Origin of the sequence: Desulforapulum autotrophicum HRM2 (genome assembly GCF_000020365.1) — a bacterium.
GTDB lineage: Bacteria > Desulfobacterota > Desulfobacteria > Desulfobacterales > Desulfobacteraceae > Desulforapulum > Desulforapulum autotrophicum.
The window spans coordinates 4099620-4120270 of record NC_012108.1 but is presented as its reverse complement, the minus strand read 5'-3'; the positions used below and the strand labels follow the sequence as shown (position 1 = coordinate 4120270).

At 52.3% G+C, this 20651-nt stretch carries 17 protein-coding genes and 2 tRNA genes; 14 read left to right on the top strand and 5 right to left on the bottom strand.

The annotated features are described in order from the left end of the window. Positions 1–15: 15 nt before the first annotated feature. The 6 genes from trkA (at position 16) to HRM2_RS18075 (ending at position 6021) form a co-directional block, all read left to right on the top strand. Positions 16–1383: a Trk system potassium transporter TrkA gene (gene trkA, locus HRM2_RS18100; protein ID WP_015905474.1), complete on the top strand. Its 1368-nt coding sequence runs from the start codon at positions 16–18 to the stop codon at positions 1381–1383. Beyond that, complete coding sequence (locus HRM2_RS18095; RefSeq protein ID WP_015905473.1) at positions 1384–2832, top strand: TrkH family potassium uptake protein; 1449 nt, start codon at positions 1384–1386, stop codon at positions 2830–2832. Positions 2833–2896: 64 nt separating this feature from the next. Further along, positions 2897–2972 (top strand) — tRNA-Lys (locus tag HRM2_RS18090). A gap of 18 nt (positions 2973–2990) precedes the next feature. Further along, a tRNA-Glu gene (locus HRM2_RS18085) sits at positions 2991–3068 on the top strand. A 113-nt stretch (positions 3069–3181) separates the two neighbouring features. Further along, positions 3182–4660 carry a ribosome biogenesis GTPase Der gene (gene der / locus HRM2_RS18080; protein WP_015905472.1) on the top strand — a complete coding sequence of 493 codons (1479 nt, stop codon included), beginning with the start codon at positions 3182–3184 and terminating at the stop codon, positions 4658–4660. Positions 4661–4671: 11 nt separating this feature from the next. Next, positions 4672–6021 carry a replication-associated recombination protein A gene (locus HRM2_RS18075; protein ID WP_041274098.1) on the top strand — a complete coding sequence of 450 codons (1350 nt, stop codon included), beginning with the start codon at positions 4672–4674 and terminating at the stop codon, positions 6019–6021. Positions 6022–6826: 805 nt separating this feature from the next. Here HRM2_RS18075 and HRM2_RS18070 read toward each other — a convergent pair. Next, the gene (locus tag HRM2_RS18070; RefSeq protein WP_015905470.1) at positions 6827–7603 is read right to left on the bottom strand and encodes an NRDE family protein; all 777 of its coding nucleotides are present in this window, start codon (positions 7601–7603) and stop codon (positions 6827–6829) included. A gap of 130 nt (positions 7604–7733) precedes the next feature. On the opposite strand from HRM2_RS18070, the gene HRM2_RS18065 reads away from it, so the two are divergent. The 8 genes from HRM2_RS18065 (at position 7734) to HRM2_RS18035 (ending at position 16489) form a co-directional block, all read left to right on the top strand. After that, positions 7734–9011 carry a thiolase family protein gene (locus HRM2_RS18065; RefSeq protein WP_015905469.1) on the top strand — a complete coding sequence of 426 codons (1278 nt, stop codon included), beginning with the start codon at positions 7734–7736 and terminating at the stop codon, positions 9009–9011. A gap of 253 nt (positions 9012–9264) precedes the next feature. After that, positions 9265–9420 (top strand): hypothetical protein, encoded by a 156-nt coding sequence (locus HRM2_RS27170; protein WP_187149275.1) that lies wholly within the window; start codon positions 9265–9267, stop codon positions 9418–9420. 4 nt (positions 9421–9424) lie between these two features. Further along, complete coding sequence (locus HRM2_RS18060) at positions 9425–10585, top strand: AI-2E family transporter (RefSeq protein ID WP_015905468.1); 1161 nt, start codon at positions 9425–9427, stop codon at positions 10583–10585. Beyond that, positions 10579–13191, top strand: a complete 2613-nt coding sequence (gene gyrA / locus HRM2_RS18055) for a DNA gyrase subunit A (RefSeq protein WP_015905467.1) — start codon at positions 10579–10581, stop codon at positions 13189–13191. Before HRM2_RS18060 ends, gyrA begins: the two co-directional genes overlap by 7 nt. Next, entirely contained in the window at positions 13103–13942 is an 840-nt protein-coding gene (radC, locus tag HRM2_RS18050; protein WP_015905466.1) for a RadC family protein, read from the top strand. The genes gyrA and radC overlap by 89 nt, the downstream gene beginning before the upstream one ends. Beyond that, the gene (locus tag HRM2_RS18045; protein ID WP_041273363.1) at positions 13935–14192 is read left to right on the top strand and encodes a hypothetical protein; all 258 of its coding nucleotides are present in this window, start codon (positions 13935–13937) and stop codon (positions 14190–14192) included. The genes radC and HRM2_RS18045 overlap by 8 nt, the downstream gene beginning before the upstream one ends. 36 nt (positions 14193–14228) lie before the next feature. Further along, positions 14229–15404, top strand: a complete 1176-nt coding sequence (locus tag HRM2_RS18040) for a phosphoglycerate kinase (protein WP_015905464.1) — start codon at positions 14229–14231, stop codon at positions 15402–15404. 17 nt (positions 15405–15421) lie between these two features. Continuing rightward, the gene (locus HRM2_RS18035; RefSeq protein ID WP_015905463.1) at positions 15422–16489 is read left to right on the top strand and encodes a hypothetical protein; all 1068 of its coding nucleotides are present in this window, start codon (positions 15422–15424) and stop codon (positions 16487–16489) included. On the opposite strand, the gene HRM2_RS18030 is transcribed toward HRM2_RS18035, so the two are convergent. From HRM2_RS18030 to HRM2_RS18015, 4 genes are read right to left on the bottom strand one after another with little or no spacing between them, the layout of a single operon-like run. Beyond that, complete coding sequence (locus HRM2_RS18030) at positions 16486–18174, bottom strand: response regulator (RefSeq protein ID WP_015905462.1); 1689 nt, start codon at positions 18172–18174, stop codon at positions 16486–16488. The two genes, HRM2_RS18035 and HRM2_RS18030, sit on opposite strands and share 4 nt — an antisense overlap. A gap of 25 nt (positions 18175–18199) precedes the next feature. Beyond that, positions 18200–19036, bottom strand: a complete 837-nt coding sequence (locus tag HRM2_RS18025; RefSeq protein ID WP_015905461.1) for a CheR family methyltransferase — start codon at positions 19034–19036, stop codon at positions 18200–18202. A 13-nt stretch (positions 19037–19049) separates the two neighbouring features. After that, positions 19050–20150: a protein-glutamate methylesterase/protein-glutamine glutaminase gene (locus HRM2_RS18020; RefSeq protein WP_015905460.1), complete on the bottom strand. Its 1101-nt coding sequence runs from the start codon at positions 20148–20150 to the stop codon at positions 19050–19052. Further along, entirely contained in the window at positions 20151–20600 is a 450-nt protein-coding gene (locus HRM2_RS18015; RefSeq protein ID WP_015905459.1) for a chemotaxis protein CheW, read from the bottom strand. Positions 20601–20651 lie beyond the last annotated feature (51 nt).

The following is a 20651-nucleotide window of genomic DNA, read 5'->3' as shown; positions in this document are numbered from 1 at the left end:
AACAGGAGTGAGATTTTGAAAATTATCATCGTTGGGGCAGGGGAGGTGGGATATCACATTGCCAGCCGTCTTGCCTTTGAAGATAAGGATGTGGTGGTCATTGACAAGGATCCTGAGGCCGTTCGAAGGGTGTCTGAGGATCTGGATGTCCAGGTGATTCTGGCTTCGGGCAGTTCCCCCAGGGTTCTGGCCGATGCCGGTATCCGGGATGCCGAGATTCTGCTGGCTGTAACCAACAGCGATGAGGCAAATCTTGTGGCCTGTCTGTCTGCCAACCTTCTTTCCCCGAGCACCAAGAAACTTGCCCGTATCAGGGGGGCAGGTTTTGATGATTTCCACGAGGTGTTTAAAACAGAAGCCCCCCATATTGATACGGTGATCAACCCGGAAATCGAGGTGGTCAAGACCATCCAGAGGCTCATGCGGGTGCCGGGTGCCGTTGATGTGGGTGAATTTGCCGAGGGCCGGGTCAATTTTGTGGGGATACGCCTTGAAAAAGATTCTCCCATGGCTGGGGTTAGACTCCTGGATTTTCCCATGGTTTTTGGGGATGCAAGACCCCTGATTGCGGCGGTGGTCAGGAACGATGAACTCATCGTACCCAGGGGCGATAATGTACTTCGACCCGGGGATCTGGTTTATTTTATCAGTGAAAAAAAGCGGCTTGCCGACACGGTCAAGCTCTTTAACCCCAATGCGAACCAGCCCCTGAAACGGGTGATAATCGTGGGAGGCGGTCGCATTGGCAAGCGCCTTGCCGAGGCCCTTGAGCGAGAATTCATCCACACAAAGATCATCGAATCAAACCTTGAACGGTGCAATGTGCTGTCCCAGAAGATGAACAAAACCGTTGTGCTCCACGGGGACGGGTCGGATCAGAAACTGCTGCTCGAGGAGAATGTGGGGGATACCGATGTGGTGGTGACCCTCACCCATGATGAAGAGACCAATATTTTAACATCACTGCTTGCAAAAAACCTGGGGGCCAAAGCCACCATCACCAAGGTGAGCAAGTTCAGCTATTTTCCCCTCATGTCCGCCATTGGACTGGAAAAAATGGTCAGTCCAAGGCTTTCTGCCATCAGCTCCATTCTTCAGGAGATCAGAAAGGGAAAAATTCTTTCTGCGGTTGCCGTGCTTGGTGAGGATGCTGAGGTGATTGAGGCCGTTGCCCTTGCCACCTCGGATATCACAAGACGACCGCTTAAAAAGCTCTCGTTCCCCAAGGGAGCCCTGCTGGTCTGCATTATCCGCAATGATGAGATCATCATCCCCACCGGCGAGAGTGTTGTGGCACCCGACGACAGAATCATTCTCTTTGCCCAGCGCCAGGCCGTTAAAAAGCTTGAGAAGCTCCTTACCGTCAAGCTGGAGTTCTTTTAAATGCGCTGGCCTTACATTGCCAATGTGATCGGGATTTTGCTGGTTTTCCTGGGTCTCTCCATGGTTTTTACCCTGGTTTGCAGTCTCATTTACGCAGATACCAGCCTTGTTGCCCTGATTGAGTCCATGGGTGTCACCATTGCCGCTGGTCTGCTGCTTTATTTTGGCTCAAGAAGGCCAACCATTGACTATATCAGCCCAAGGGAGGGGATAGCCATTGTTGCCCTTGGCTGGACAGTCATGGGGCTCTTTGGTGCGCTTCCCTTTTATCTGGGCGATGGGCTGCCCCATTTTACCGACGCCTTTTTTGAATCCGTATCCGGGTTTACCACCACAGGCTCGTCCGTGCTGACCAACATCGAGGGGCTTTCCAGGAGCCTTTTGTTCTGGCGAAGCTTTATCCAGTGGCTCGGGGGTATGGGGATCATTGTTTTGAGCCTTGCCATCCTGCCCTTTCTCGGTGTGGGCGGGATGCAGTTGTTCAAGGCAGAGGTGCCAAGCCCCGTTCCAGATAAACTGACCCCCCGACTCAGTGATTCTGCCAAGATCCTCTGGTATCTGTATGCCCTTATTTCAGTTGCAGAGGTGATTTTTCTTCTGGCCGGAGGTATGGATTTTTACGACGCCCTGTGTCACACACTCACCACCATGCCAACGGGCGGGTTCTCGACAAAAAACACCTCCATGGCCCATTATGACAGCGCCTATCTGGACTATGTGGTGGTTGTTTTCATGGTCATTGCCGGAATCAACTTTTCCCTGCACTACCAGATGCTCAGGGGAAGAACCCTTATCTTCTGGCGGGATTCCGAATGCCGTTTTTTTCTCGGGTTGTGCCTGGTCCTATCCCTTGTGATCGCCTTTAACATCCACGGCACGGTGTATGACAGTTTTGGCAAGGCGTTTCAATACGCCTCGTTCCAGGTGGTTTCCATTGTCACCACAACCGGGTTTGCCACGGCCGATTATGAAACCTGGCCGGGGTTGAGCCAGGCCATCATCTTTATCTGCATGTTCATTGGTGCCTCGGCCGGCTCCACCGGCGGTGGTATGAAGTGTGCCAGGGTCATGGTCTGCTTCAAGTATTGCTACAGGGAACTCTTTGTCCTGGTTCATCCCCGGAGTATTGTCCAGGTGAAGCTTAATGCTGCCGTGGTGCCGGATTCTGTGCTGAGGAGTATCATGGGGTTCCTGGCCCTTTACATGGGGCTCTTTGTGTTCAGCAGTCTTTGTCTCGCGGCCCTTGGCATGGACATGGTCTCCTCGTTCGGGGCCGTTGCCGCCTGTATCGGCAATATTGGTCCCGGGTTTGGAACCGTGGGACCGGTGGATAACTTTGCCCATATCTCTGCTGCCGGCAAGTGGATTCTCATATGGTGCATGCTGCTTGGTCGGCTTGAGATCTATACGGTGATCGTTCTTTTTGTGCCGGAATTCTGGAAAAAATAGGGTCTGTTGAAAAAAGGTGTTGACAAAAGTTTCATAAAGCTTTAAAAGTTCTTTGTTTTTGTGAGGGCCGTTAACTCAGTCGGCAGAGTATCTGCCTTTTAAGCAGAGAGTCACTGGTTCGAGCCCAGTACGGCCCACCACAAAAAAAATGATGTTGCGTCCCCATCGTCTAGCCCGGTCCAGGACACCGCCCTTTCACGGCGGCGACAGGGGTTCGAATCCCCTTGGGGACGCCATCTTTTAAAATCAATGTGTTTACCCTATATTAAACAGACGTTTTCAGACCCCCAGGGCACTTTGTCCTGCTAAGGGATGATCGGTCTGTTTTTTTGGTTTGGAGGTTTTACCGATGAAACCCGTTGTTGCCCTCGTGGGCCGGCCCAATGTGGGAAAATCCACCCTTTTTAATCGAATCACCCGGTCGAGAAATGCCCTGGTGGACGATTTCCCCGGGGTTACCAGGGACAGGCATTATGTGGATGCCGTGTGGAACGAGCGCCCGTTTACCCTGGTGGACACGGGCGGTTTTCTTCTGTCCGATGACGACTTCTTTGCCAGGGAGATCAGGGGCCATGTGGAATTGGCCATTGAAGATGCGGATATTGTCGCCCTTGTACTTGACGGCAGGGCAGGTATCTCTCCCTTTGACAGGGACCTTGCCGATATCCTGAGGCGGACATCCAAACCGGTGTTTTTCCTTGTCAACAAGGTCGAGAACCATAAGCAGCGGGAGGAACTTCTTGAATTCTACTCCCTCGGCATTGAAAAGTTTTACCCCATGAGCGCAGAGCACGGCATCGGGGTCGAACCTTTTCTGGATGATATGGTGGCGCTTTTCCCGGCACCTGAGCCCGTGGTTGAACCCCAGGCTGGATCAGAACAGGGGGAGCCGGATGCTTCCGAACAGGAGATCTGCATTGCCGTGGCAGGCAGGCCCAACGTGGGCAAATCTTCCCTTATAAACCGTTTGTTTGGCAAGTCCAGGGTTGTGGTAAGCCATGTCCCGGGAACCACACGGGATTCCGTGGACCTTTCCATTGAGCGCAACGGCAGGCGGTTCCGACTGATTGACACGGCAGGCATTCGGCGCAAGGGAAAGGTGCGGGAGAGGATAGAGAAATATTCGATTCTTAAATCCCTCAAGAGTCTTGACCAGTGTGACGTTGCCCTGATTCTCATTGATGCCGACGAAGGCGTCACGGACCAGGACATCACCATCGCAGGCTATGCCCAGGACCGGGGGTGTGGTGCCTTGTTTCTCATCAATAAATGGGATCTGCTTGACGAGGATCGAAAGGACCAGCGGCGGTTCATGGAGGACCTCAGGACCAAGTCAAAATTTCTTTCGTTTGCCCCTGCCATGACCATCTCGGCCCTTACGGGGTTTCGCACCCACAAAATTCTTGCAATGGTTGAAAAGATCCATGCCCAGTACGCCTACCGGATCAACACCGGGCTGTTGAACCGGATTGTCGAGGATGCCATTTTCCGGTCTGAACCGCCCATGCACAAGGGCAAACGCCTGAAGTTTTTTTATGCCACCCAGGTTGCGGTCAAACCACCGACCATTGTCTGTTTTGTCAACTATCCAGATGCCGTTCATTTTTCCTACCACCGCTATCTTGTCAACCAGATCCGTGAGATGGCTGAACTTGAGCATACGCCCATCCGGCTTTTGTTCCGGGCCAAAACCGGCAAGATCGATTTTTCGGGAAAAAGCAAGCTTGCCGAAAGAATTGTTGAGAAAAAAGAGAAAAAGACCACCCGCAGGAAAAAAGAGCGCAAGGAGCAGAGCCGGCGCAAGCGGGTCAGGGATTTAAAGGGTTAGCCCCCATGGAGATGGATCTGTTCGATGGTGGAGAAGATGAGGAAGGCTCCCCGTTCCGTCCCCTTGCAGACAGGATGCGGCCCCAGCGCCTTGGTGAGGTCGTGGGGCAGGACCATGTGGCAGCACCCGGCAAGATTCTCCACAGCGCCATCACCAATGACAGGGTCTTTTCAACGATTTTATGGGGACCGCCCGGGTGCGGGAAGACCACCCTTGCCGGTATTATTGCAAAAGAGACCAGCTCCCATTTTATGCAGCTCTCAGCCGTGCTCTCCGGGGTCAAGGATATACGGGCCGTTATTGAGACGGCCAAGGAGCAGCGCCGCATCCGGGGTCGAAGAACCCTTGTGTTTGTGGACGAGATCCACCGGTTCAACAAGGCCCAGCAGGATGCCTTTCTTCACCATGTGGAAACAGGGGCCATCGTCCTTGTGGGTGCCACAACGGAAAACCCCTCGTTTGAGGTGATCCCGGCCCTGGTCTCCCGGTGCCGGGTGATTACCCTTAATCGCCTGGGGGAACGGGACATCGTCACCATCCTTGAACGGGCCGCAACAGATCCGGTCCGGGGGCTTGGTTCCCTGGGGATTATTTTTTCTGCCGAGGCTTTGAACTATATTGCCGCCACTGCCGACGGTGATGTGCGGGCAGCCCTTGCCACCCTTGAAACCATCGGTGTCTATGCCTCGGCCAGGAAAGGGGCGGGCGGTAAAACCCCTTCTGCCATTACGCCGGAGGATGTGGCGGCTGCGGTTGAGAAAAAGGCCCTGCGTTATGACAAGTCCGGGGAAGAGCACTTCAATCTTATCTCTGCCTTTCACAAGAGTCTCCGGGGCAGTGACCCGGATGGTGCCATCTACTGGCTTGAACGAATGATGGCAGCAGGCGAGGATCCCCTTTATCTGATCCGCAGAATGGTCCGGTTTGCCACTGAGGATGTGGGGGTTGCAGACCCCGGCGCCCTTGGCGTTGCCCTGAACGCCCTGGAAGCCTACCGTTTCCTGGGATCTCCAGAAGGGGACGATGCCCTGTTCCAGGCTGCGGTTTATCTTGCAACGGCCCCCAAGAGCAACAGCGTTTACATGGCCCATAAACGGGTGAAAAAAAAGGTCGAAGAGACCGGTTCCCTGCCGGTTCCCCTCCATGTCAGAAACGCGCCAACCCGCCTGATGAAGGATATGGGGTATGGCCAGGGGTACCAGTATGCCCACGACCATGTGGGCGGGTACTTTCCCCAGGAATATCTTCCAGAAGGGCTCAGGCAAGAACGGTTCTATCTGCCCACGGACAGGGGATACGAGGCTGTTGTAAAGCAGCGCCTTGAGGCCTGGATAGCCCTTAAAAAAACGAAAAAATCTTAAATTTCTGACCCCTGGGGGTGAATTTTTTTATATGAAACACTCGCCAAAGTATTGTCAATGAAGGTGTTTCAAAATTCGTTGAGGCCGGAGCCATACCTCGCTCCGGCCGTGCCGGTTTATAAGAAACTCTTGTCGAAACATCATTGTGAAAGTCTCGACTTTAGAGCCCTCTTTGGTTACCCTGACTGGAACATTGTAAACCAAAGGGGTTGGGATTTTTGCCCTTCCAGGCGTTAAGAAGCGCAGGCTGTTTGAGGACTTTAGCCCGCAGTTCCTGCGCTTTAGTCTGGAAGGGCAAAAATCCCCCCGACGTTTACCGTTCCGGTCAGGGTAACCAAAGAGGGCGGAATGGTACTATCGCCTGCCCGGTATCATCGTGTTTCATGCTTCGTTGTGTCCGGCAGGACATGTGGGTTATATGAAACACTCGTCGGACCGGTAGACGGGAACGGGTATTACCCTCCGCTCATTCTCGCAGCCCGTCCTGGGCTGCTCCGAGGGAAACGGCAGCTCCATCAGCGTCCATGCTGACCGCTGCCGTTTAATCCGCTGCGGGCAATACCCGTTCCCGCCCACCTCTGGTGTCGAGTTTCTAAATTCGTTGTGGCCAGGGCAGATACCCTGTTCCTGCCGTGTCGGTTTTTATAAGAAACTCCTGTCGAAACATCATTGTGAAAGTCTCGACTTTAGAGCCCTCTTTGGTCGCCCTGACCGGAACATTGTAAACTAAAGGGGGCGAAATGGTACTATCGCCTGCTCTGTATCATCTTGTTTCATGCTTCGTTGTGCCTGCTATCCATGTGGGTTATTCTGGATTCTGATTCCAGGAAAAGCATTTCTGGGTGTATCGGTCCTTCTGGTTTTGATCAAAGGTTCGTTCACAAATGTCTATTTCCCCGGTCTGGGTGATGATGAGGATGGTTGAACATCGGGTTCCGTAGGTCGGGCTCTCAATGAAGATCGGTGCAAGCAGACGTTCCCACGCCATCCCCACCCCGGTATCTGGAAGTTCGTCGTCATGGGGCCGGGTTCTGTCTGCCAGCAGGGGGAAAAGCGCATCCGTGGTGATATCTCCGGTTTTATTCAGGCATTTTTCCAGGGCTTTTTTGCCCCTTGCCACCTTGGGCCATGGCGTGTTCATCAGATGGTTGCTTATCCCATAGAATCCGGGTAAAAGTCTGGTTGGGCTGCCCTTGATGTTGGAAAACCAGTAAAGAGAGTTCTGGTCCCCTGCAAGCAGATTGAATCCATTGAAACGCTGTGCCTGGGTTTTGAATCTGTTCAGGAACGTCGCCGGATCCAGGTTGGATTCAAGGAAATCTGTGACGATGCCTCCCCTTGACGGGGCATCCTGTCGCTGCAGCGATGGTTTTCTAAAATTTGTGATGGCTGCAAACCGGCCTTTTTTCGTGACCCCAAGCCATGTCCCGCCGGCCTTGATATCCTTTCCGGCAATGATCCCGGACCCCTTTGCCCAGCAATGCATGGGCAGGGTGGGCCGGTCCAGGAATTCATCCCGGTTGGCAGCGATGATGAGGCGTTTTCCGGGTGTTTTTTCATAGGCGGCAAGGATGAGGCACATGGTGTTAATTCCTTGTATTTGAAAATTGTATTTGTTATTAGTTATTGGCTGAACCATCCCGTTTGTACGAAGGTTATGGTGTCAGATATAGTTTAAAAACAGCATAAAATCAACGACCAGGAGATTAGACATGAAAGATGTAGTGATCGTAGGGGGTGTGCGAACACCCGTTGGTTCCTTTGGCGGTACGTTAAAGAGTGTGTCTGTTGTTGAACTTGGGGCGATTGTTATGAAGGCCCTGTTAAAACGTTCCGGGGTAAGGCCCGTGGCAGGGGAGAATTTTGGACCAGATTCCCTGGACGGCCAGGGCATGATTGACCTTGAAAAAAAGGGGTATGACTATGATGACTCACTTCAGCCCCTTATCATTGACGAAGTGATCATGGGAAATGTACTTCAGGCTGGTCAGGGCCAGAATACGGCCCGCCAGGCGATGATCGCTGCCGGGATTCCCCGCCAGACCACGGCCTTTACCGTGAACAAAATCTGCGGATCCGGTCTCAAGGCCATTGCCCTGGGGGCCCAGGCCATCATGTCGGGCGAAGCCGAAGTTGTCGTGGCCGGTGGTCAGGAGAGCATGAGCAATGCGCCCATGGCCCTTCCCAAGGCCCGCTGGGGCCACCGCATGGAACTTACCGGCAAGGGTGAGATCCTTGATCTCATGGTCTTTGATGGGCTTTACGAGATATTTTACGGCTACCACATGGGGCTGACCGCTGAAAACATCGCCGCGAAATACGGAATTTCCCGCCAGGAGCAGGATGACCTTGCGCTTCTGAGTCACAACCGGGCCCGTGCTGCCATCAAGAATGGCACCTTTGCCCAGGAGATTGTTCCTGTTCCCGTGATGGTGAAACGCCAGGAAACCCTTGTGGACACGGATGAGCGGCCCATGGAGACAAGTCTTGAAAAACTCGCCAAGCTCAGACCCGCCTTTAAAAAAGACGGCAGCGTTACCGCAGGCAACGCTTCCGGCATCAATGATGGTGCGGCAGCTGTGCTGCTCATGGACCGGGAAAAGGCCAATAGTATGGGGCTTGAAATTTATGCATCGGTAAAAGCCTTTGCCGCAGGCGGTGTTGATCCTGCCTACATGGGCCTTGGTCCTGTTCCTGCTGTCAGAAAACTCTTGAAACGAACCGCCATGACCATTGATGATATTGAAATGGTTGAGCTTAATGAAGCGTTTGCATCCCAGGCCATTGGTTGCATGCGGGAGCTTAAGCTTGATATTGAACGTCCCAATGAGCTTGGAAGTGGTATTTCCCTTGGCCACCCCATCGGGTGCACCGGTGCACGTCAGATGGTGACAGCCATTAATCAGATGAAGAGAAAAGGCTATGGCACAGGATTGATCTCCATGTGTATCGGCGGCGGCATGGGTATGGGCATGATCATTGAACGATAGAGGATTCAGGAATAAATAATCCATATATCTTGCTTGTCTTTCAGCTTGTATTCTGCGTTGCATCAAAGGGTGGATATTTCACTGCTCCCCGTGATGTGCCTTGAATACAAGCTGAAATCCTGTCCCAGATGGGTGGACTTATTTTATCTGCAGCCTTAACCGCTGGTTTTTTCTTTACTTGGGACTGTTCAAGTGGTAAAAAACAGGTTGATTTGTCAACTATGATCTATAAGAATATAAAAAGGCTTTTATTATGGACATTAGCAGAAAACTCAGCATCATGGTCTTCACGGCAGTGCCTGCCATCATCGGGGGCGGAATTGTCTACCATTTTTTCGGCAGCTTTACCCAGGTTATCATTTATGAGGCACTCCTTTTCATTGCAGCATTAGGGTGCCTGGGCCGATAGTTCCATGGAATCAAGGGAGACCGGTGATTCTTTAAACGCCAATGGCGGTCCCAGAGGGCAGACCACCTCGGAAAAGGCGGTTTTTTTCTTTTTTCTGGCGCTGTTCTCCGCCGCCATTATTCTGGTCTGCTGGCTGTTGTCCCCGTTTTTTGCCACCATTGTTATGGGGTTGGTGGTAATGGGTGCTTTTGCTCCGCTCAACAGACTTCTCCAGAGACGGCTCAAGCCAGGTCTGGCTTCCATGATCACCTGCCTGGTGATCTTTTTTGTAGTTCTGGTGCCGGTGCTCTTTTTTGTCGGAGTACTCTCCAAGGAGGCCTATGACCTTTATCAGATGGCAAAGAGTGCGGTGCTTGGTAATCAGGTTAAGCAGGTCCTTGAAAATACCCATGTCCTGGAGCGGGTGAACCACCTGCTGGCCACCATGGGGTTTGACCTTTCTTTTTCCTGGGAGGAGATGGTCAAGCCCGTTTCAGAACTTGGCCGTGTGGTGGGGCTCTATCTGTTTCAGCAGGCAAGCTTTGTCGCGTCCAATGTGTTTAAGATAATTTTTTACTTTTGTCTTATGCTCATTGTTGTTTTTTATCTCTTTATCGATGGGGCAAGGTTTGTCGATTATATCTATGACATCTCACCCCTTGCAGACGAGCACAATGAAAAGCTTTTCTGTAAATTCAAGGAGATGGCAGGGGCCGTGCTTGTGGGCAACGGGCTTGGCGGATTAATCCAGGGTGTTGTGGGTGGGGGCGCTTTTTTTATGCTGGGCCTTGCCTCTCCCTTTCTCTGGGGGGTCATCATGGGCTTTCTGGCTTTTCTGCCCATCCTTGGAATCGGGGTTGTGCTGATTCCAACGGGACTGATCCTCATGCTCAAAGAGCGAATGGCTGCCGGAATTTTTATTCTGGTTCTCTACGCCGTTCTCTCCTGGGGCATTGAATACGTTTTTAAACCAAAGGTCGTTGGGGACAGGGTAAAGATGCACCCCCTGGTGGTGTTTTTTTCAATCATCGGAGGGCTTGAAATTTACGGCATTCTGGGGATTATCTATGGCCCCCTGATAATAACGCTTTTCCTGACCCTGGCCGACATCTATTTTGCAAATTTCCAGGCCATTGTGGAACCTGACAGAGTTAAAGGGAATATTAAGAAGGATAGTTCATGCTAAATCAAGAAGAGATCACCAATACGATCAGCATCGAGACGGAGATGAAGAAATCCTACCTCGAGTACGCCATGAGCGTTATCATTGGAAGGGCGCTTCCCGATGTTCGGGACGGGTTGAAACCGGTTCACCGCCGTGTGCTGTTTGCCATGCGGGAGCTTAGAAACGACTGGAATAAACCCTATAAAAAGTCGGCTCGAATTGTCGGTGATGTCATTGGTAAGTACCACCCCCACGGTGATACGGCCGTGTATGACACCATGGTCCGCATGGCCCAGGACTTTTCTCTTCGCTACACCCTGGTGGACGGCCAGGGTAACTTCGGGTCCGTGGATGGTGATTCTCCGGCCGCCATGAGGTACACAGAGGTCAGGATGAAGAAGATCGCCCACCAGATGCTGGCCGATCTTGAAAAAGAGACCGTGGATTTCATTCCCAACTACGACGAAACCATGGCCGAGCCTTCGGTGCTTCCCACAAAATTTCCAGCCCTGCTGGTCAACGGATCTTCAGGCATTGCCGTGGGCATGACCACCAACATTCCTCCCCACAACATCGGTGAGGTGGTCCAGGGACTCATCGCTCTTCTGGAAAAACCCGACATCACCATCGAAGAACTCATGATCCATATCCCGGGGCCGGATTTTCCTACCTACGGAAAGATTTACGGTCGGAAGGGCATCCATGAGGCTTACACCACAGGGCGTGGCATCATAACGGTCCGGGCAAAGGTCGAGGTTGAGGTCAACTCCAAGACAAAGGCTGAAACCATTGTTGTGACCGAGCTTCCCTACCAGGTGAACAAGGCAAAGCTTGTGGAGAAGATCGCAGAACTCATGCGGGCAAAGGTGATCGAGGGTGCCTCCTATGTAAGGGATGAATCCGACCGCCAGGGCATGCGCATCGCCATTGGTCTCAAGCGGGACCAGTTTCCCGACGTGGTGATCAACCAGCTCTACAAACACACCAACATGCACACAAGCTTTGGTATCATCTTTCTGGCCGTTGTCAACAACCGCCCCGAGCTTTTTACCCTTAAGGAGCTTCTCGAGCAGTTTCTCAACCACAGGCGGTCGGTGATTATCCGGCGGACCCTGTTTGACCAGAAAAAGGCCATGGATCGGGCACACATCCTGGAGGGACTGATCAAGGCCCTGGACAATCTGGATGCGGTGGTGGCTCTGATCCGGGCGTCACAGTCGCCCGAAGAGGCCAAGGCTGGCCTTGTACAGAGCTTTGAACTGACCCAGATCCAGGCCCAGGCCATCCTTGAGATGCGCCTCCAGCGCCTCACAGGACTTGAGCGGGACAAAATCAACGAAGAGTATGCCCAGCTGCTCAAGGATCTTGCCTGGTACCAGGAGATACTGTCAAGTGACCAGGTGGTCAGGGATATCATCAAACAGGAGTTGACCGAGCTTAAAGACGAATACCAGGATGACCGCAGGACCCAGATTGTCGAGGCCACAGGTGAGATCAACATCGAGGATCTCATTGCTGAAGAGGATATGGTGGTAACGGTTACCCGAAGCGGCTACATCAAGCGCAACCCCATTACCCTCTATGCCAGCCAGCACCGGGGAGGCAAGGGCAAGACGGCCATGGGCACAAAGGATGAAGATTTTGTCGAACACCTCTTTGTGGCCTCCACACACCACACCTTTTTGTTCATCACCAACCTTGGCAAGGTCTACCAGTCCAAGGTGTACGAGCTTCCCATGGCTGGCCGGACAAGTCTTGGCAAGGCCATTGTCAACCTGTTGAACTTTGAACAGGGCGAGAAACTGGCAACGGTTCTCACCGTTCCCGAATTTGTGGAGGATCGTTACGTGGTCATGGCCACAAAGCTTGGCAGGGTCAAGAAAACCGACCTTATGGCCTACTCAAGACCCAGATCCGGTGGGCTCATCGGCATCAAATTGGCCGATGATGACGAACTCATTGCCGCAGGTATCACCGACGGGAAGACCGATATTTTCCTTGGCAGTGAGGGCGGCAAGGTGATCCGGTTTGACGAAAACGATGTCCGGACAACGGCCAGGGGCTCCATGGGGGTCAGGGGCATGCGCATTGATCCAGGGTCGTGTGTGGTGGGCATGGAGGTTCTTAACCACGGCCAGACCCTTCTCACCGTTACCGAGAACGGATATGGTAAGCGGACCCTGATCCAGGAGTACCGCTCCCAGACCCGGGGCGGCAAGGGTGTCTTTTCCATCCGGACATCCGAGCGCAACGGAAAGATGGTGGCGCTGCTTCTGGTGGAGGATGAGGATGAACTCATGCTCGTGACCGATGGGGGCAAGCTTATCAGAACCGGTATCCAGGATATTTCCGTCATCAGCCGCAACACCCAGGGGGTCAAGCTCATCAATTTGAGCCCCGGTGAGAAGCTCATTGGCGCTGCAAGGCTTCCGGAGGAGGAAGAGGAGGAAAAAGACGAATCTGAGGCATCGGAACAGTCAGAAGAGGGCCGTGTTGATCCCCATGAGGGTCCAGATGAATTCGATGCCGGGGAGAGCCATGAACCAGATTCCACCGAATCAGAGGACGACAAACCCGACGACAGCGGATCCTGGAAAGACGAATCCGAAGACGACGAATCCGAATAATGCCGGTTTAAATGGGGCCGGTCCGAATGGGGCCGGTCCGGGCAGGAATTCAAACACGGGGCATCGCAGTCGACTCAAACAGCGGTTCCTTGCCAATGGAATATCCGGTTTTCTTGACTATGAGGTGATTGAGCTTCTCCTGACCCTTAATACGCCGAGAAAAGACTGTAAACCCAGTGCAAAGGCCCTTCTGGATCGATTCAAGACGCTCCAGGGGGTGTTTGAGGCAAGTGTGGAGGAGCTCTGCCGGGTGAACGGAGTGGGGCCTTCAAATGTGCTGGGCATCAAACTCATCAAGGCGGTGTCGGATCGCTATCTTGAACAACGGATTCGGTCAAAGACGGTGTTGAAAAATTCCCATGACCTTTGCGCCTTTCTTGGACATGCCATTGGCCATCGACCCAGGGAGGTGTTTGTCGGTATCTTTCTGGATGCCAAAAACCGGGTGCTTGCCAGTGAGATTTTGTTCGAGGGCAGCCTCTCATCGTCTGCTGTTTATCCCAGGGAGGTCATTGCAAAGGCCCTGGAGCACAGGGCTGCGGCCCTTATTTTTGCCCACAACCATCCTTCGGGGGAGACCTCTCCGTCCCCTGAAGACCTTGCCATTACCCGGCGGCTTTTTTTTGCCCTGGCCCATGCCGGGATAACTGTTCACGAGCACCTGATTACCGGGGGGGAGCGTTTTTACAGTTTTGCCGACCAGGGGATTATTGCAGAGTTAAAAAGGGAGTTTGATATTCAGTATGGATAGGGACGAACCAAAAAGACCCGACTGCTTTGGAAATCTTGACAAGGTATTCCCCATGAGCCCCCGGGGATTGCGTGAAACACCCGATGACTGCATGTACCTTTGTCCCTTTAAGACCGCCTGTTTACGGTGTGCCATGGCAGGCACCCAGGGGGTTCCGGTCCATGAGGAGATCATTGAACGAAGTGAACAGGCAGGTATGATCGGTTTTTTTGAGCGGTGGTCAAGGAAAAAGCAGCTGGCCAAAAAATAAGAGACAACGGTTTCAGGAGGGTTTCAGGAGGGTTTCATGAAAACAGTACGCGAGATTGAGTTTAACTCAAAAACGGTTCTCGTACGGGTGGATTACAACCTGCCCATGGATGAAAACGGGAACATTGCCGATGATAACCGGATAAGGGCGACACTTCCCTTGGTTAATTATCTTGTGGACAAAGGGGCAAAGATTGTTCTTGCATCCCACATGGGCCGGCCCAAGGGAAAGCCCGCGGCCTCCCTCTCCCTTGCACCTGCGGCCAAAAGGCTGTCTGAACTTTTGGGTTTCGAGGTGGTGTTTGTCGACGACTGCATCGGTCCAAAGGTGAAAGAACGGGTCGACCAGCTTGAACCGGGTCAGATTATCCTCCTTGAAAATCTCAGGTTTTACAAGGGAGAGGAAGAAAATGATCCGGAATTTGCCCGATCCCTTGCCGAACTCTGCCAGGTTTATGTCAACGATGCCTTTGCCGTAAGCCATAGAACTGCCGCATCCATCGTTGCCATCACCCGGTTTGTTCGTGAAGCCTGTGCCGGGTTTTTGCTTGAAAAAGAGGTGAAATGCTTTCACGATTCCATTGAAAATCCTGTTCATCCCCTTGTGGCCATCATCGGGGGGGCCAAGGTGTCCAGCAAGCTTGGGGCCCTTGAAAATATGCTCAACCATGTGGATGCCCTTGTAATCGGGGGTGCCATGGCCAACACCTTTTTAAAGAGCCAGGGTAACGATGTCGGCGCTTCCATGGTAGAGGAGGATTTGGTTGAAACGGCTGCCCATATTGTTCAAGAGGCCAGGGATCGAAAAATTAACCTGATCCTGCCCGTGGATCTGGTGGTGGCCGACCGATTTGACGCCGATGCCCAGACCCGGGTTGTGGATGTCAAAGCTGTCCCCCAGGGCTGGATGGCCCTTGACATCGGACCTGAAACAGGAGCGATTTTTGCCCGGGCCATCCAGAGGGCTGCAACAATTGTCTGGAACGGCCCCATGGGGGTCTTTGAGATGAAGCCCTTTTGCAACGGGACGAAAATGGTGGCCGCTGCCGTGGCCGCTGCCGATGCTTTTTCCGTTGTGGGCGGCGGAGATACAGGCCTTGCGGTGAATCTGTGCGGGGTGGCCGATAAAATGAGTTATGTCTCCACCGGGGGCGGTGCTTTTCTGCATCTCATGGAGGGAAAGAAACTTCCCGGGGTCACGGCCCTGGACTAGGACTGAAAGGGAGGGGAATGTTCTGCTGCACAAGAAATCGGTTAAGCCGAAAAGATAAGCTCAGGCGGTCCTATTACGAGCTTCTGAGGGATGAAATGGATCAGTTTGTCCTGGGCTATGCCCTGGTTGATTCCTATGATAATTTTCTCCGTCAGAAGATTCCCTATCCCTTTGTTGAGACAAGGGAACTCAAACCCAGGGCCAGGATTCCATCGGTTGAGTTTGAACTCCAGAACTCTTTTTTGATTCTTTTTTCCGAGGCTTTTGTGGACGAAAGTCATAAAAAGTATATCCGTTACTTTGACGCCAACAAGACCACAAAGACCAATCTTTTGAAACACAGGGATTTTCCCGAGGGTGAGGAATATCACCGTAATCTCAAATTCATGGATACCGCTGGGTTCTTTGACTTCATGAAGACCCTGCTTCCGGTGGATTATGCCCTGTTGATCCAGCGGGATATACGGGCTGGAACCGTCGACCGCTATGCCTTGACCCACTTTCATGTCAGAATTGACTGGCCCATTGCCGATGCAGCCGAAGATCTGGCCCGGGACCTTCGATACATCTCCAAGGATCTTTATGAAAAGGGGGACAAGTACGCGGACAATATTCAAAAGAAGTTTTTCGAGTACTACGGCATGCCGGTGCTGGCAGGCGGTAGAAGAACGGCAGCCATTGTGGCGTCCCAGTATTTTCGAAAACTTGAGGGCATTACAACGGTTTATGTGGGCAGCAGCGAGTCAAGGGCCCTTCTGCGGATCGATGAAAACGGGATCTCAAAGTCCATTCTCATGCGGTTTACCCGGGCGGAGGTTGTTGAAATCGCAAAGTCTGCCGGTATCAATCAGGGTAGTTTTACCAAAAATTATGTGGTGGCCAGGGAGGGTAAGTGGCTGATATGCATCTTTAACGTGGTCTATGCCTATACCTCCCACGCCCTTACCTCTGAGGGGGGGCGCCTCAGGGAAGTCAAGTTTGATACCAACTGGCTGACCGTGTCCGAAGAGCAGATTCTTCCCAAACCAACGGTGTGGAAATATCCTCCCATTCCGTTCAAGATTATCTATTCTGGGCCGGCCTAGTTGATGACGGCCTGGATGGCTGTTTCAAGTTGTTCGTCCGTAAAGGGCTTGTGCATGAGTCTGTTGATTCCTGACTGGATGAGATAATCATCGTTGACACTGGCGTGGTGACTGCCTTTTTCCACCTCAATGAAGTCGCTTTGGGTGGTGATCATGATAATGGGCAGCTGTTGACGGGTGTATTTTCGCCGGATTTCCCTTGTCAGCTGGATACCGTTGATTTTCGGCATGTTCAGATCTGTGATGAAAATATCCGGTTTTAACGCTGAAATTGCCGCGATTGCCTTTTCCGGGAATTCAAACACCGTTGGGTGATGTCCGAATTTCAGGAGTTTGTTCTGGTATAGCTTGAGCATCATCCTTGAATCATCCACCACGTAAACTTCAAGGCCTCTCTTCCCGGTCCGGGCATCGTTCGCCTGAATTTTATCCTCCATGTCAGCGGCAAGGGCTTCCCTGTTTTTTGATCGCAAAAGGTCCATGAAGTGGTGCCGGGTGGCCGGGTCTGCCTTGTTTATGACATGGTCAGCGGCAAGCCGGACAAAGGACGCTTCGTCCAGGAGAAAGTTAAATATGCTGTCTGCCTCGGTATCAATAAGGGCTGCAACGGCATCACAGGCTGTTTTGTCCTCCTGGCGCACAATATTCTTTAGACCTGCCACAAGCACCTTGGAAAGGTTTTTGTCAACTGCCCTGGCAGCGCTCATCCTCACTGCTTCCACACTGTCTGAAAGGCCGCCTGTAAGGCAGATGGCCGATTTAACTGACGGGATTTTCGCAAGGGCTTCGTAAAGGGCCTGGCGGATGTTGGCGTCATTCGGCTGGACATTGATCATATCAAGCAGGGTGGGAAGGGCTGACGGATCACCGATGTACCCGAGGGTGGTCACCAGGTGGATCGTATGATCGACACCTGCATTGCGGGTTGCCATGGTCAGTGTGGGTACGGCCTTGTTACCAATGGCAATGAGCTGGTCAATGGCTGCATCCCTTGTGTCGGCATGGGGCGATTCAAGGAGGCGGGCCAGGCAGTCAAGGGCAAGTTGGTTCTGGATTCCGGCCAGGGCTTCGATGGCCACAAGTCTGGATTCATCGGTGTTTTCCGGGTCTGTTATGGTTGAAAAAAGGGTGTCAATTGCTGCTTTATTGCCCATTTCTGCCATGGCAAAAATGGCGGCATTCCTGATTGCAACGTCGGAATTCTTTTGGACCAGGGCAAGGTTCGGCAGGTATTGGTCAAGCCTCAGAGCACCCAGGGCCTTGGTTGCGGCGAGTAGAATTTCCCTGTCTTTTTCCTGGTCAAGTATCCGGGCAAGGTCGGGGGCTGCCTCCTTGAGCATCAGATCCCCTGCTGCCTGGACAAAGAAAAGGCGGCTTTTTTTATGCTCGTGGTTGATATATCTTATAACAAGGTCGGTTCTGCCGTAGGATTTGTCGAGGATGAGTTCGTAAAGTGCCTCGTTTACCCCGGGATTTGAAATTTGAATTTTCAGCAGGTGCTCAAGCAGGGGGAATGCAATGGCGTCGGGGGCTTTGCCAAGGGTAAACAGGGCTTTTTGCTGGATGGAAAAATCCATATCCTGGTCGGATGCAAATTGCAGCAAGGCCTTTGCCTTGATAATGTCCTGTTCGTTGATGCAGAAATGAAGCTCATCCATAAACTCTTTTGGATCAATACCGGCCATGGCATATTATTCCTTTAGCTTCAGGTTATCTGAACTGGTAAAAAACCGATTTCAGGTATCTGTGGGGGGTGAAAAGATCACATTCATTGGCAAGGGATTCGGTGGATCCGATGATCAGATATCCGTCGGGTTCAAGTACCCTGGCAATGTTGGCGTAAATTTTTTTGCGATCTTCCGGGGTAAAGTAGATCATGACATTTCGGCAGAGAATGATATCAAACTTACCAAGCCCGACAAAGGGTTTCATGAGGTTCATTTTCTTGAACTGGGCCATGAAGCGAATTTCGTCTTTGATCCGCCAACCGTCCTTGTCAGCGTTGAAAAACCGGGTGAGGCGATTTGGATCAAGCCCCCTGGCAATCTCAAACTTGTTGTACCAGCCATAGCTTGCCTGGGCCACTGCTGCATCGGAGATGTCTGTTCCAAGCATCCGGATGTTGTAATTGGCAGGTGTTATGCCGATTTCAATCAAGGCCATGGCAATGGAGTAAATCTCCTGGCCGGTGGAGCTTGCCGCACTCCAGAGGCGAAGGCTTGGTTTGAGAGCGGTCTTGGCCTTTGTTCTTTTGTCCATGAGATCGGGTATAATTTTGTACTGGAAAAGTTCAAACGGGGACTTGTCCCTGAAAAAGTAGGTTTCGTTGGTGGAGATTGCATTGATGATTTTTTCGTTTATTTCCCCCCTGTGATCAGCCTTGACTCTTTTGTGGAACTGCGTAAACGAGGTGCAGTCCAGGGCTTGTAAAAGGGGACTGAGCCTTGTCTCCATAAGGTACTCTTTTCCCCTGGATAGGGAAATTCCTGAGATTTCTAAAATATGCCGGGCAAGAACATCAAATTCCGGTGGGGTGATTTTGATCATTGGACCCTGCTGCTCATCTGATTATGGTTCGGGTTATCTCGTGGGCTATTTTATCCAGGGGGACGACAACGTCTGCCAATCCGGATTCAATGGGCTCCTTAGGCATTCCATAAACCGTACAGCTCTCCTTGTTCTGGGCAATAACAATGGCACCGTTTTTTTTCATGAGGCCAAGTCCCCGGGTTCCGTCGGAGCCCATCCCCGTCATGATCACAGCGGTGGCCCTTCCCACATAGTGCTCGGCAATGGATCGGAAAAGATAGTCCACCGAGGGTCTGCAGGAGTTTTCAGGCGGATCATCCGTTATTCTGATGTTTCTGCTCTTGCCGTCCGGTCCCGCGATAATCTTCATCTGCCGTCCACCCGGGGCGATGTAAACGGTGTTGGGCACAAGGGGATCACCGTTTGCGGCTTCCTTGACCGTAAGCCGGCACTTTGCATTCAAACTCTTTGCAAGGGACTGGGTAAACATCGGCGGCATATGCTGAACCACGAGGATGGGGACATTCAGGTCGGGCGAGAGCATGGGCATCATCCGGGCAAGGGCGTTTGGGCCCCCTGTGGAAATACCGATGCCTACAATTTCGGAAAGGGTTGCCCGGTTTCGTGCAAGGGGGGCCCGGGAGGATATTTCAGGGAAAACTGTTTTGGGCCGAGGCTGGACTGCACCTGGAGCCGGTCTTTTTCCTATCATACTTCGAAACTGCTGCTGGCGTCTGAATGCAGCAATGATCGGTGCCAGGGCCGCCCTTATCTTTACCATATTCTCGGCCATGGTTCCTGAGTCTGGCTTGCCGATAAAGTCAAAGGCCCCAAGCTCCAGGGCCTTGATCGTCATGTCACTTCCCCTGTGGGTGAGGGTGCTGAGCATAACAGCCACGGGCGCATCCGGGATGGCCTGAAGGGCCTCCAGCACCTCAATGCCACTCATTTCGGGCATTTCAATGTCCAGGGTAACAAGGCCCGGTTTGAGGGTTTTAATTTTGGACAGGGCAACTTTTCCGTTGTGGGCTGTACCCACAATCTCGACCCCTGGGATCTCCTTTAGTGCATCGCCGATGATTTTTCTGTATACAATGGTGTCATCTACCACAAGAATTCCTAGTCTTTCCATCTATTCCTTTAGTACTTCTTCTATATCAAGAATGCCGATCAGACTTGAATCCGTCTTGAGAACACCCTGGAAGTATTTTCCCTTGACGCCGTTTAAATTGGACGGAGATGGTTCGACTTTGTCCATGTCCACACTGACCACGTCGCTTATGGAATCAACCATCAGGCCGATGTGCTCTTCCTGGGAACGGACAATGATGTTGCGGTTGCCTGCACCATCTTCGATCTGGGAGAGACCCAGCTTTCTGCCAAGATCCAGGATGGTCACAATCCTTCCCCTCAGGTTGAGTACACCCACCACATAGTCTGCCGACTGGGGAACCGTTGTGACATCAAAGTGTTTGTTGATCTCCTGGATATTGAGGATATCAATGCCGCACAGGGCCTTTCCCACATAAAATGTGGCAAGTTCCATGTTGTGGGGTTTTACCGTGTTGTCTGCTTCTTTCATGTTGATTCACTCCTGGACTTCTGCCGATCCTGTACCCGATTCAAGGGGAGA